Below are 13,629 nucleotides of genomic sequence, written 5' to 3' on the forward strand. Positions count from 1 at the left end.
GTCAGGCACCGGCCTTTCCGAGGAGGATACGGGCCTCGGCTACCAAGGTGATGGAGCCTGTCACGAGGACTCCCCCGGCTAAGTCGTCATTGGATTCCGAACGCTCCACCGCCCATTCGAGGGCGTCGTCGAGCTTCTCGGCAATGTGGACGTTCTCCTCGCCAAAACCGAGGTCGACGGCGATTTCCGCCAGTTCCGCCGCGGGAATCGCCCGGGGAGAGTTGGACTGCGTAAAGCAGAACTCCTCGGCCAGGCCGCCCAATTGTTCCTGGAGCGTCTTGAGGATTTCCTCGGCGTCCTTCTCCTGGAGGATGCCGACCACCACCACGAGCTTGCTGAAACTGAAGGCCTCATGGATGGCCTCGGCAGAGACCTTGATGCCATCGGGGTTATGGGCAGCGTCCACCACGATCGTCGGCGCGGTCCGCACTACCTCCAGGCGGCCCGGGGAGGTGACGTTGCCGAACGCTTCGCGGAGGACATCGGCGTTGAGCTCCTTCTCTCCCCCGCCGAAGAAGGCCTCCAGCGCGGCAACTGCAACCGCGGCATTCTCCGCTTGGTGGGCACCGTGCAGGGGAAGCAGCAGCTCCTCATACCGTCCAGCCAGCCCCTGGATTGTCAGCACCTGCCCGCCAACTGCAACGCTGCGGGATTCCACGCCGAATTCGACGCCCTCGAAACGGAACGGAACGTCCACTTCACGGGCCTTGTCCAGGAGCACTTGGGCGGCATCCACGGGTTGCGCGGCACTGACCAGGAAGCCGCCGGGCTTGATGATTCCGGCTTTCTCGTAGGCGATGTCCTCCGTGGTATCGCCGAGGAGGTCCGTGTGGTCCAGGGATATGGGCGTGATCACGGATACTTGGCCGTCGCCGACGTTGGTGGCATCGGTGATGCCGCCAAGGCCCACTTCGAAGACCGCAACATCCACCGGCTCATCGGCAAAGATCGCGAAGCCAAGGATGGTGACACACTCGAAATAGGTCAGGCGAGGCTGGCCCTCGGCGACGAGTTCGTTGTCCACGATCTCCAGGTAGGGCCGGATCTCGTCCCAAATCCTGACGAAGGTCTCGTCGGAGACGGGTTCGCCATTGATGCTGATGCGTTCGGTCACCTTGGAAAGGTGGGGGCTGGTGTACCGGCCGGTGCTGAGCCCGTGCGCGCGCAGTCCCGCCTCGATCATCCGGGCAGTAGAGGTCTTGCCGTTGGTTCCCGTGATGTGGATGATCGGAAAGGCCTTGTTCGGCTCGCCCAGGACCTCCATGGCACGGAACAGCGGAGCAAGGCGGGGTTCCATCTTGTTCTCCGGTGCGCGGCCGAGCAGTTCCGCATAGACGCTTTCGACCGAGAATTCGTCAGTCATGGATCAGGCCCCTGCCTTGGTTACTGTGACCCGCGGCTCGTCGGCGCCGGACACCAGCACCTCAAGCTCCAGGGTCAGGGTCTCAGTCTTGACGAGCCCGGCATTGGCCTGCAGCGCCTCAACCACATCCTGCTGCGCCTCCACCGTGGTCTTGATGCGGTCGCTCACGTTCAATCCGGCGTCCTTGCGCGCCTGCTGGATTGCACGGACCATGTCACGTGCCAGGCCTTCGGCGGCAAGCTCGGGTGTGACCTCGGTGTTGAGCACCACGAAACCGCCGCTCGGTAGAACGGCAGCCGCGGCAGCTCCGCCGTCGGGCGTTTCAGCCACGACGGTTTCGAGCGTGTACTCCTGGGGCTCCAGCTCGAGTCCACCTGCCACCACCACGCCGGCGTCGTTGACCGACCAATCGCCCGACTTGGAGCCCTTGATGGCCTGCTGGACGTTCTTGCCCAGGCGCGGACCGGCCGCACGGGCGTTGACCACCAGCTTCTGCTGGATGCCGAACTCTTCGGGCGAAGCCGCAGCGGTGTCCAGCAAGCGCACGGAGCGAAGGTTGAGTTCATCGGCGACGACGGCGGCGAAGCCTTCCAGCGCGTCAGCACCGGGTGCCACGACCGTCAGTTCCTGCAGCGGCAAGCGGACGCGCAGGTTCGCTGCCTTGCGCAGGCTGGACCCGGTGGAGCAGATTTGCTGCACGCGGTCCATGGCCTCCACGAGCTCCGGGTTTGCCGGGAACAGTGCAGCATCAGGCCAGTCGGCCAGGTGCACGGAACGGCCGCCGGTCAGGCCGCGCCAGATCTCCTCAGTGACGAGCGGGAGCAGCGAGGCTGCCACCCGGCACACCGCTTCCAGGGCCGTGTAGAGGGCATCGAACGCGTCAACGTTCTCGTCGAAGAAACGCTGGCGGCTGCGCCGGACGTACCAGTTGGTGAGCATGTCCAGGTAGCTGCGCAGCTCATCGCAAGCACCGGAGATGTCGTAGGTGTCCAGGCTTTCGGTGACGTTGCGGACGAGGTCGCCGGTGTTGGCCAGGAGGTACTGGTCAAGGGTGTCGGAGTATCCGTCGTAACGCAGCTTGGCATCGTAGCCCGAACCGCCATTGGCAGCGTTCGTGTACAGCGTGAAGAAGCTGTACACATTCCACAGCGGCAGGATGACCTGGCGGACGCCGTCGCGGATGCCCTGCTCGGTGACGATCAGGTTTCCGCCGCGAAGGATGGGGCTGGACATGAGGAACCAACGCATGGCATCGGAGCCGTCGCGGTCCAGGACCTCGGAAACGTCAGGGTAGTTGCGCAGGCTCTTGGACATCTTCTGCCCGTCCGAGCCCAACACGATGCCGTGGCTGATGACGTTGCGGAAGGCCGGGCGGTCGAACAACGCCGTGGACAGGATGTGGAGCATGTAGAACCAGCCACGGGTCTGGCCGATGTACTCCACGATGAAGTCCGCGGGGTTGTGGGTGTTGAACCACTCCTCGTTCTGGAACGGGTAGTGCACCTGGCCGTAGGGCATGGAGCCGGAATCGAACCACACGTCCAGCACGTCTTCCACACGGCGCATGGTGGACTTGCCTGTGGGATCGTCCGGGTTGGGGCGGGTCAGTTCATCGATGAACGGCCGGTGCAGGTCCACCTGGCCTTCGTTGTTGACGGGAAGGCGCCCGAAGTCGGCCTCCAGTTCAGCCAGCGAGCCGTACACGTCCGTGCGGGGGTACTCGGGGTCGTCCGACTGCCACACGGGGATGGGCGAACCCCAGTAACGGTTGCGGCTGATGGACCAGTCGCGGGCGTTCTCAAGCCACTTGCCGAACTGGCCGTCCTTGACGTTGCCCGGGATCCAGTTGATGTCCTGGTTCAGTTCGGACATGCGGTCCTTGAACTTGGTGACTTCCACGTACCAGGAAGATACGGCGCGGTAGATCAGCGGGTTCCGGCAGCGCCAGCAGTGCGGGTAGCTGTGCTCGTAACTGGCTTGGCGGACCAGGCGGCCATCGGCGCGCAGGACCTGGGTGATGGGCTTGTTGGCATCGAAGACCTGCAGGCCAACGATGCCCGCGAGCTCACCGTGGGCGAACAAAGGCAGGAACTTGGCGCCCTCGTCAACGGAGAGGACAACCGGGATGCCGGCCTCTTCACACACCTTCTGGTCATCCTCGCCGTAGGCCGGAGCCTGGTGGACGATGCCTGTACCGTCCGTCGTGGTGACGTACTCAGCCACCAGGATGCGCCAGGCATTCTGCGTACCGTACTTTTCGGCGTCGGCGAAGTCGTTCCACAACGGCTCGTACTCGAGGCCCGCCAACTGGGAGCCTGTGTACGTAGCGGTGACGGCGGCAGCGGCGGCAGCAGCGTCGTCGTACCCCAAATCCTTGGCGTAGGACGCCACAAGGTCAGCTGCCAGCAGGAAGCTACCCGTGACCGGCGCTTCGGCAGCAGCGGCCTTGATGCCGTTCGGGCCGGCAGGCAGGACTGCGTAGGAGATGTCGGGTCCGACGGCGAGCGCCAGGTTGGTGGGAAGCGTCCAGGGCGTGGTCGTCCAGGCGAGCGCCTGCACACCTGCGAGCGCCTGCGAGATCTCGGACTCCCCCGCCTTGATGGGGAACGTGACCGTGACGGTCTGGTCCTGGCGGTTCTTGTAGACGTCGTCGTCCATGCGCAGCTCATGGTTGGAGAGCGGGGTTTCGTCTTTCCAGCAGTACGGGAGGACGCGATAGCCGTTGTAGGTCAGGCCTTTTTCGTGGAGTTGCTTGAAGGCCCAGAGCACGGACTCCATGTATTCGACGTTCAGCGTCTTGTAATCGTTGTCGAAGTCCACCCAGCGGGCCTGGCGGGTGACGTAGGCCTTCCATTCGTTGGCGTACTTCATCACGGATGCCCGGCAGGCGTCGTTGAATTTGTCGATGCCCATGGCTTCGATCTGGGTCTTGTCCGTCATGCCCAGTTGCTTCATGGCTTCGAGCTCGGCGGGGAGTCCGTGGGTGTCCCAGCCGAAGCGGCGTTCGACGCGCTTTCCGCGCTGGGTCTGGTAGCGGCCTACGAGGTCCTTGGCGTAGCCGGTGAGGAGGTGGCCGTAGTGGGGCAGGCCGTTGGCGAAGGGCGGGCCGTCGTAGAAGACGAACTCGTTGCTGCCGGCTGTCCCCCCGGGAAGGTCGGCTTCGCGTTGGTCGATGCTTGCCTGGAAGGTGCCGTCCTGGTCCCAGTATTTGAGGATGCGCTCTTCGATTTCCGGAAATTTCACGGAGGCGGACACGCCGTGCGTGCCGGAAGGCGATGCTGAGGCCTTGGGGTAGTGGGTCATCTCATATCCTGGTGATAGCTGGTTGACTGTCAGGATGCGAGGACGGCTCCCATGCTGCTTTTTCGACAGCGCAGGTACCGCGGTACCACCTCACTTACCGGAAATGAATTCCCGGCCGCTCATTACTGCTGTGACGGGCTTACCCGTCCGGTTCTACTGGGCACTGTTGGCTGTGGGCTTGCAGTGCCGTTCTTCCGGAAGCTCACCGGTGATGGCCGGGTCAAAGCTGCTTCCATCAGTCTAGCGGCAGCGAAGCCCCATGCTCCACTTGAAGGTTCATCCCTTGGGAGGACCGTGTTTGCCGGAGCCGCTGCATAGACTCGACCGCATGACTGAAGCTGCTGCCCTGCCGGTTGTCCGTTCCCGGCGGCCGGGGGCGCCGCGTGTTTGGACGGTATTGGCGCTGCTGGTGGTGTTGCCAGTGGTGGTTCTGTCGGTTTTCCGTGCTGTCCCGGCAGAGTGGCCGTTACTGGTTGTTCAGTTGGTGGCGTTCACGCCGTGGCTTGTGGTGCCGGCGGGGCTGGCGCTGATGCTTGCTGTGGCCGGCCGGCGGGCTTGGGCGGTGCTCACGACGGCGGTTGTGCTGGCGGTTCAATTGTTCTGGCTGTTTCCGTTGGACTACGGCCGTCCGGAAGCCCTTCCGGAGGGACGGCAGGCGGTTCCGGTGACGGTCATGACGCTCAACTCGGAGTTCGGCCAGGCTGATGCGGATGAGGTGGTTCGCCTGGTCCGGGAGAAATCCGTCCAGGTGCTGGCAGTGCAGGAGTTCTCGCAAGCCTTGCAGGACCGGCTTGAGCAGGCCGGGCTGCCCAGGACTTTGCCGCACTTGGTCAGCGATCCAACCGACGACGCCGCTGGGAACGCCGTGTACTCGGTGTTTCCCCTTGAGTACGCCGGCCGCTTGCCGGACTCACCCTTCCACATGCCAGTGGTGAGGGTAGACGCGCGCCTGGGCGGACTCAGGGCAGCTTTCACCCTCACGAGTGTCCATACCCTGCCGCCTGTGGACGAGCGGCTGGCACAGTGGCGAAGCAACCTCGAGGCGGCCGCCCGGCAAGCCGGAGCTGCGGGCCGGCAGGTTTTCATGGGTGACTTCAACGCCACGTACGATCACCGGGAATTCCGCGACTTCCTGGCTTCCGGACGTGACGGGTCAACCTTGGTGGATGCGGGTGTGGCGTCGTGGGGTCGTCTTTCCCCCACGTGGCCCATGGAAGGTCCGGCCCTGCCCGGCATTGTCCTGGACCACGTGGTCACTACTCCACAGATCAGCAGCACCGGCTACGCAGTGCACAGGGTTGCGGGGACGGATCACGCTGCCCTTGTGGCTACGCTGCAGGTCCCTGCCGGGTAGCACTGCCCGGCTCAGCTAGTTTTCTTTGCGGATGAGCTTGTGGTTGGCGGCCTGGGCCACCGGACGGACGGTGATGTGGTCAAGGTTGATGTGGTGGGGCAGGGATACCGCGTACTTCACGACGTCCGCTACGTCCGCCGCCGTCAACGGCTTCTCCACTCCGGCGTAGACCTTGGCCGCCGCGTCCTTGTCCCCCAGGCGGTTCAAGGCGAATTCCTCGGTCTGGACCAGGCCGGGCGCTACCTCGATGACCCGGACGTTGTTCGCCACTTCTTCAAGCCGCAAAGCATTGGTCATGGCGTGTTGGGCGAACTTGGCTGCGTTGTAGCCTGCGCCGCCTTCGTAGGCCGAAAGCCCCGCGGTGGACGTCAGGTTGAGGACAGTGCCCTCGCCCGTCGCCCGAAGCATGGGCAGGAAGGCCCTGGTGATCTTCATGGTTCCCAGCACGTTGACCTGGTACATCCATTCCCAGTCCTCTGTGCTGGCGTTGGCAATGGTGTCGGCCCCGCGGGCGCCCCCGGCGATGTTGATGAGCGTGCCTGCTCCCCCGGTGTCAGCCACGGCGGCAAGGAGGGCCGCGACGTCGTCGTCACTGGTGACATCGGCAGCGAACGGCACTGCCCCTGTTTCGGCGGCCAGCGCCTCGAGGCGTTCGGCGCGGCGGGCCACGGCGAAGACCTTCCAGCCATCGGCGGCGAGGGTCCGCACCGTGGCCTCCCCGATGCCCGTGCTGGCGCCCGTTACTACTGCGGTTTTGTTCTGCGTCTGTGCTGCCGAAGTCATGGGACCACCCTACAGAGCGATCCCGCCGCAGCCGAAGGCAAACTGTAACGGCGGACCATGAAACAATTGAGCCATGGCTGAATCAACGCAGGGTACAGACACGCCCGCCACCGCCCCGATCAACGTTCCCGACAAGCCGGCCCTTGAAGGCCTGGAGGCTGCCTTGACGCAGCGCTGGCTCGCGGAAGGAACCTACAAGTTCAACCCGGACACCACCCGGGAGCAGGTCTACTCGATCGACACTCCCCCGCCCACCGCATCCGGCTCGCTGCACGTGGGACACATGTTCTCCTTCACCCAGACGGACGTCCAGGCCCGCTACATGCGCATGACGGGCAAGAACGTCTTCTACCCCATGGGCTGGGATGACAACGGCCTGCCTACGGAGCGCCGCGTCCAGAACTACTACGGTGTGCGTTGCGATCCCGCCATCCCCTACAACGCCGATTACCGGCCACCTGCCCAGCCGGCCAAGAACCAGCGCGATTTCGACGTCGTTTCCCGCCAGAACTTCATCGAACTGTGCGAGGAACTCGCCGTCGAGGACGAGAAAGTCTTCGAGAACCTTTTCCAGACCCTTGGCCTGTCCGTTGACTGGAACCTGACCTACCGGACCATCGACGACACCTCCCGCGCCGTATCCCAGCGTGCCTTCCTCGCGAACCTCGCCGCCGGTGACGCCTACATGGCAGAAGCCCCTACGCTGTGGGATGTCACCTTCCGCACGGCTGTGGCCCAGGCCGAGCTCGAGGACCGGGAAGTCCCGGGCGCCTATTACCGTTACCCCTTCTTCACCGAGGACGGGGAAAAGATCTTCATCGAGACCACCCGTCCCGAACTCCTGGCCGCCTGCGCCGCGTTGGTGGCGAACCCCGACGACGAGCGCTACCAGCCCTACTTCGGCAAGACGGTCACGTCTCCGCTGTTCGACGTCGAGCTCGAAGTCAAGGCCCACCCCCTCGCCAAGGCTGACAAGGGCTCGGGCATCGCCATGGTCTGCACCTTCGGCGACCTCACCGATGTCACGTGGTGGCGCGAGCTGCAGCTGCCCACCCGGGCCATCATGGGCCGCGATGGCCGCATCATTGCCGAAACCCCCGAGTGGATCACCACCGAGGCAGGCAAGGAAGCCTACGCCGCCATTGCCGGCAAGACGGCGTTCTCCGCGAAGGAAGCCGTCGTGGAACTCCTGAAGGCCGCGGACCTCCTGGACGGCGAGCCCAAGAAGATCACCCACCCCGTGAACTTCTTCGAAAAGGGCGACAAACCCCTTGAGGTCGTCACCTCACGCCAGTGGTACATCCGCAACGGCGGCCGCGACGAGGACCGCCGTGAACGCCTGATCGCCCGCGGCCAGGAAATCAACTTCCACCCGTCCTTCATGCGTTCCCGGTACGAGAACTGGATTGCCGGCTTGAACGGCGACTGGCTGGTCTCGCGCCAGCGGTTCTTCGGCGTGCCCATCCCTGTGTGGTACCCGCTGGATGCCCAGGGCAACCCGGACTATGACAACCCGGTCCTGCCCTCCGACGACATCCTTCCCGTGGATCCTGCCGCCGACGCCGCCCCGGGTTACGACGAGTCGCAGCGCGACCAGCCGGGCGGCTTCACCGGTGACGCGGACGTCCTGGATACTTGGGCCACTTCTTCGCTCACCCCGCAGATCGTTGGCGGCTGGAGCCGGGACGAGGACCTTTTCTCCAAGGTCTACCCGTTCGACCTCCGCCCCCAGGGCCACGACATCATCCGCACCTGGCTCTTCTCCTCCGCTGTCCGGGCCGATGCCCTGCAGAAGAGCGCACCGTGGAAGCACGCCGCCATTTCCGGATGGATCCTCGACCCGGACCGGAAGAAGATGTCCAAGTCCAAGGGCAACGTGGTGGTACCCACCGATGTGCTCAACGAATACGGCTCCGATGCCGTGCGCTACTGGGCCGCTTCCGCAAAGCTCGGCGCGGACACCGCCTACGAGATCGCCCAGATGAAGATCGGGCGCCGCCTGGCCATCAAGCTGCTCAACGCCTCCAAATTCGTCCTCAATTTGGGAGCGACCGAGAACTCCGTGGTCTCCTCCGATCTCTCGGTCCTGACCAACCCCTTGGACCGGGCGCTCCTGGCGCAGCTCGCCGACGTGGTGGCCCAGTCCACCAAGGCGTTCGACAACTACGACTACGCCCGCGCCCTCCAGATCACCGAATCGTTCTTCTGGCAGTTCACGGACGACTACGTCGAGCTCATCAAGGACCGCGCGTACGGAGCGGCCGGCGACGCAGAGCAGGCCTCCGTTTTGGCGGCCCTGGCAACCACGCTCGATTCCCTCCTGCGCCTCTTCGCCCCCTTCCTGCCCTTCGCCACCGAAGAGGTGTGGAGCTGGTGGCGGACCGGTTCGGTTCACCGCGCAGCCTGGCCGGCAGCCTTGGAAATCGCCGACGGCGACACCACCATGCTGGGCACGGTCGGCTTGGCGCTCAGCGGCATCCGCAAGGCCAAGTCCGAGGCCAAGGTCAAGCAGCGCACCGAGGTGCTTTCAGCCTCGATCACGGCCAACGAGATGCTTATTGCACAGCTGAAGGCCGGTTTGGGCGACTTGAAGGCCGCCGCCAACGCCCAGGAGATCAGCCTCCAGTCGGGTGAAGGCGACCTGGCTGTCAGCGACGTTGTCCTGGCCCAGCCGGAAGAAGCGCCGGCCACGTAAACAGGCAGCGGCGTCGTAGCCGGTTGCAGCCCAGCAGTTTTCGGGCAAAGGGGAAGCCCCATCAGCGTTTTGCCGTTGGTGGGGCTTCGACTTTTCGGCTGTCCGGTGACGGCTTGACAGTCTGGCGGAATCCTTGGAATTTCAGGTCGTCCTACCACGTCACTGGTAGCTTGTTTCCAACTTTGCCAAAGGCTGCGTTGGTCGCAATCACTGAATCTTCGGTTTCCGTGTCCAGCTTCTTTCGAAGTTGGTAAGAACTATTGTTGTCCCGCGTTTGGGCTTGCGCAAGGCCTTCGCGGGAACTACAGGATTGTAGTTTCCGGGATCGTTCCAGACTCGCTGCCGGGATCATTTCCACAGTGTTTGTGGCAGAGTTATGCCATGCCGGAACTGCCCGAAGTGCACGGCCTGTGCACCTACCTGGACACCCAACTTCGCGGAGCCGAACTGACGGGCGTGCGCATCAACTCCATTGCCGCGCTCAAGACTGCGGATCCTCCGTATTACGCCCTTGAGGGCCGCACGATCGAAGGCGTCCAACGGTTCGGCAAATTCGTGTGCCTCGACGCCGGCGGCATGTTCTTCGTGTTTCATTTGGCCAAGGCCGGATGGGTCCGCTACACCGAGCACCCGTCATCTGCAGCCCTGCGCATGGGCAAGAGCAACATCGCTGCGCGCTTGCTGTTCCACCGGCCAGCAGATGACACCCACATCGGGTTGGACCTGACGGAGGCCGGAACCAAGAAGAGCCTCGCAATATACGTGGTCCGTGATCCGCAGGACGTTCCAGGCATCGCCAGCCTGGGGCCGGAACCGCTCAGCCCGGATTTCGACGTCGACGCCCTGGCGGCGATCGTCCGGTCCAGTTCCCAGCAAATCAAGGGCCTGCTGCGCAGCCAAAGTGTCATTGCGGGAATAGGCAATGCTTACAGCGACGAGATCCTGCACGCCGCGAAGATCTCACCTTTCGCCATCGCCAAGTCCTTGGACGAGGAGCACATTTCCAGGCTCTACGACGCCATGCAGGAGGTCCTGGTGAGTGCGGTGACCGCTGCCTCCGGCAAGCCGTCGAGCGAATTGAAGGACACCAAGCGAAGCAACTTCCGGGTTCATGCCAGGACCGGCCAGCCCTGCCCCGTGTGCGGGGACGCAGTAAGGGAGGTGTCCTTCGCGGACACCTCCCTGCAGTATTGCGCTACCTGCCAGACCAACGGCAAGATCCTTGCCGACAGGAGGACCTCACGGTTCCTGAAGTAGCCGGGGGTGGCTGGTCAACCGTGAGCTAGTTGAATTCAGGACTTTCAGTGCGGCTCCGCTTGAGCTCGAAGAAATGTGGGAAACCAGCCAAGGCCACCGTGGCGTCCCAGAGCTTGCCCGCATCTTCGCCGCGGGGAATCCGGGTCAGTACCGGGCCGAAGAATGCCGTCCCATTGAAGGCAACCACAGGCGTTCCCACGTCCTGGCCCACCAGTGATATCCCGGCCTCGTGGCTGGCCCGCAGTTGGGCATCGTATTCGTCGGAATCGGCAAAGCGGGCCAGTTCCGCCGGTAGGCCCACTTCTGCCAGGGCTTTACGGATCACGGACGGGCGGTCCTTGTTGCCCTCATGGTGGATTTCTTCGCCCATGGCGTCGTAGAGGGGCTTGACGTATTCACTGCCATGGAGTTCCTGCGCAGCGATGATCACCCGCACAGGACCCCAGCTCTGATCCATCAGCGCCCGGTAGTCTTCCGGCAGATCGCGGCCTTCGTTCAGCACGGAGAGGCTCATGACGTGCCATTCGGTCTCGATGCCGCGGACCTGTTCAACCTCGCCGATCCAGCGGGAGGTGATCCAAGCGAAAGGGCATGCGGGGTCGAACCAGAAGTCGGCTTTGTTGACTGCTTGATCTGTCGATGTCTTTTCAGGCACAGGAAACTCCTCGGAAGGGTGAAAACGGCACGCGGAAACGTGAGATGCGGAGGATCAACCTCCTGTGGGCTGCAACCGGCGCTTACGCCGACTTATTCCGGCGCTTGGCCACGACGTCGTGGGCGATCATGGTCGGCTGCGCCTTCTTGGCCACGACATCGGCGGTGATGACCACCGTGGCGATGTCGTCGCGGCTGGGGAGATCGAACATGACGGGAAGCAGGACTTCTTCCATGATGGCCCGCAGTCCGCGGGCTCCCGTCCCGCGCTCCAACGCCTGGTCCGCAATCGCATCCAAGGCGTCGTCGTCGAACTGCAGCTCCACACCGTCGAGCTGGAACATCTTTTGGTACTGCTTGACCAGGGCGTTCTTGGGCGTGGACAGGATCTGGATCAATGCCGGCCTGTCCAGGTTGGACACCGTGGTGATGACGGGAAGGCGACCAATGAACTCAGGGATGAGGCCGAACTTCAGCAGGTCCTCAGGCATGACCTCCCCGTAGGAGTCCACGTTGTCCCGGACCTCGTTGAGCTGGGCTCCGAAGCCTATGCCCTTGCGTCCGGACCGCGAACCGATGATGTCCTCCAGCCCGGCAAAAGCACCGGCCACGATGAAAAGGACGTTCGTGGTGTCGATCTGGATGAATTCCTGGTGCGGATGTTTGCGACCGCCCTGGGGCGGAACCGAGGCCACGGTGCCTTCAAGGATCTTCAGCAGTGCCTGCTGCACGCCCTCGCCGGACACATCGCGGGTAATCGAAGGGTTCTCGCTCTTGCGGGAGATTTTATCGATCTCGTCGATGTAGATGATTCCCTGCTCAGCCTTTTTGACGTCGTAATCCGCAGCCTGGATGAGCTTGAGCAGGATGTTCTCAACGTCCTCGCCAACATACCCGGCCTCGGTCAGGGCCGTGGCGTCGGCAACGGCAAAGGGGACATTAAGGCGGCGGGCCAGGGTCTGGGCCAGGTACGTCTTGCCGCAGCCCGTGGGGCCGATGAGCAGGATGTTGGACTTGGCGATCTCCACGTCCTCGTGGTGGGCGCCGTCGCCAAGGCTGCCACTCTTGGGGGCGTGGCCTGCCTGGATCCGCTTGTAATGGTTGTAGACAGCCACGGCAAGGGAACGCTTGGCCGGTTCCTGGCCAATGACGTACTCCTGGAGGAAATCGAAGATCTCCCGGGGCTTGGGGAGTTCAAAGCTGCCCAAGTCCGAAACTTCAGCCAGCTCTTCTTCGATGATCTCGTTGCAGAGCTCGATGCACTCGTCGCAGATGTACACGCCGGGCCCGGCAATCAGCTTCCGAACCTGCTTTTGGCTCTTTCCGCAGAAAGAACACTTCAGCAGATCCGTGCTCTCGCCAATCCGAGCCATGTGGGAATCCCTTCGTTGCATACGGGTGATGCGGCTCCGCGCCGTACTCAAGTGTGCGGCCTTGCCGCGGTTGGCACCACCGTGACTTCTTCCACTCTAGGTCACAATGTGCCGCTTGCGTGGAAACAGAACGCCGGTGCGGTCCATATTTCGCGAACCGCACCGGCGTCGATTTCCGTGTGCTACCGGGCGATAGCCTGGGGCTTGATCTTCCGGGAATCCAGGACCTGGTCAATCAGGCCGTAGGCCCGGGCTTCCTCGGCGGTAAGGATCTTGTCCCGCTCGATGTCGTTGTTGACCTGCTCGGAGGTCCGACCGGAGTGCTGGGCCAGGGTGTCTTCCAACCAGGTACGCATACGCATGACCTCCGCTGCCTGGATTTCCAGGTCGGATGCCTGGCCGCCTTGGCCACCGGAGAGCGCCGGCTGGTGGATCAGCACGCGGGCGTTCGGAAGGGCCAGCCTCTTGCCCGGCGTGCCGGCCGCCAGCAACACAGCTGCGGCACTGGCAGCCTGGCCAAGGCAGACCGTCTGGATCTCCGGCCGGATGTACTGCATGGTGTCGTAGATAGCCGTCATGGCCGTGAACGAACCGCCGGGCGAGTTGATGTACAGCGTGATGTCGCGGTCCGGGTCGGTGGACTCAAGGACCAGCAACTGGGCCATGATGTCATCGGCCGATGCGTCATCAACCTGCACGCCGAGGAAGATGATCCGGTCCTCGAAGAGCTTAGTGTACGGGTCTTGGCGCTTGAAGCCGTAGGGCGTGCGCTCTTCGAACTGGGGCAGGACGTAGCGGCTGGTAGGAAGATTGCCGGCAGACCATCCGAAGTTGTAGTTCATGTCAA

General features: G+C 63.5%; 9 protein-coding genes. 3 read left to right on the plus strand and 6 right to left on the minus strand.

The genetic code is table 11. The features are described 5' to 3' along the window. Position 1: 1 nt before the first annotated feature. Complete coding sequence (locus tag QN084_RS00590; protein ID WP_062096983.1) at positions 2-1,363, minus strand: bifunctional folylpolyglutamate synthase/dihydrofolate synthase; 1,362 nt, start codon at positions 1,361-1,363, stop codon at positions 2-4. A 3-nt stretch (positions 1,364-1,366) separates the two neighbouring features. Next, positions 1,367-4,666, minus strand: a complete 3,300-nt coding sequence (gene ileS / locus QN084_RS00595; RefSeq protein ID WP_069694595.1) for an isoleucine--tRNA ligase — start codon at positions 4,664-4,666, stop codon at positions 1,367-1,369. A gap of 328 nt (positions 4,667-4,994) precedes the next feature. Between ileS and QN084_RS00600 the strand changes: the two genes are divergently transcribed. Next, positions 4,995-6,020, plus strand: a complete 1,026-nt coding sequence (locus tag QN084_RS00600) for an endonuclease/exonuclease/phosphatase family protein (RefSeq protein WP_069694596.1) — start codon at positions 4,995-4,997, stop codon at positions 6,018-6,020. A gap of 15 nt (positions 6,021-6,035) precedes the next feature. Here QN084_RS00600 and QN084_RS00605 read toward each other — a convergent pair whose 3' ends face one another. After that, on the minus strand, positions 6,036-6,803 hold the full coding sequence (locus tag QN084_RS00605) for an SDR family oxidoreductase (protein ID WP_021470694.1): 768 nt from the start codon (positions 6,801-6,803) through the stop codon (positions 6,036-6,038). 73 nt (positions 6,804-6,876) lie between these two features. Here QN084_RS00605 and valS point away from each other — a divergent pair, with 73 nt between their 5' ends. Both valS and QN084_RS00615 read left to right on the plus strand, forming a co-directional pair. Beyond that, a complete protein-coding gene (valS, locus tag QN084_RS00610; RefSeq protein WP_021470695.1) occupies positions 6,877-9,498 on the plus strand; it encodes a valine--tRNA ligase in 2,622 nt (873 codons plus the stop codon). Between the two features lie 381 nt (positions 9,499-9,879). Beyond that, positions 9,880-10,755 carry an Fpg/Nei family DNA glycosylase gene (locus tag QN084_RS00615; protein WP_021470696.1) on the plus strand — a complete coding sequence of 292 codons (876 nt, stop codon included), beginning with the start codon at positions 9,880-9,882 and terminating at the stop codon, positions 10,753-10,755. Positions 10,756-10,780: 25 nt separating this feature from the next. Here the strand turns inward: QN084_RS00615 and QN084_RS00620 are convergent, their stop codons facing one another. The 3 genes from QN084_RS00620 to QN084_RS00630 form a co-directional block, all read right to left on the minus strand. After that, a complete protein-coding gene (locus QN084_RS00620; RefSeq protein ID WP_021470697.1) occupies positions 10,781-11,410 on the minus strand; it encodes a mycothiol-dependent nitroreductase Rv2466c family protein in 630 nt (209 codons plus the stop codon). 82 nt (positions 11,411-11,492) lie between these two features. Further along, positions 11,493-12,782, minus strand: a complete 1,290-nt coding sequence (clpX, locus tag QN084_RS00625; RefSeq protein WP_021470698.1) for an ATP-dependent Clp protease ATP-binding subunit ClpX — start codon at positions 12,780-12,782, stop codon at positions 11,493-11,495. 182 nt (positions 12,783-12,964) lie between these two features. Next, positions 12,965-13,624 carry an ATP-dependent Clp protease proteolytic subunit gene (locus tag QN084_RS00630; RefSeq protein ID WP_021470699.1) on the minus strand — a complete coding sequence of 220 codons (660 nt, stop codon included), beginning with the start codon at positions 13,622-13,624 and terminating at the stop codon, positions 12,965-12,967. Between the last annotated feature and the right edge of the window lie 5 nt (positions 13,625-13,629).

The sequence above is a fragment of the Paenarthrobacter sp. R1 genome, assembly GCF_030264015.1.
Classification (GTDB): domain Bacteria; phylum Actinomycetota; class Actinomycetes; order Actinomycetales; family Micrococcaceae; genus Arthrobacter; species Arthrobacter ureafaciens.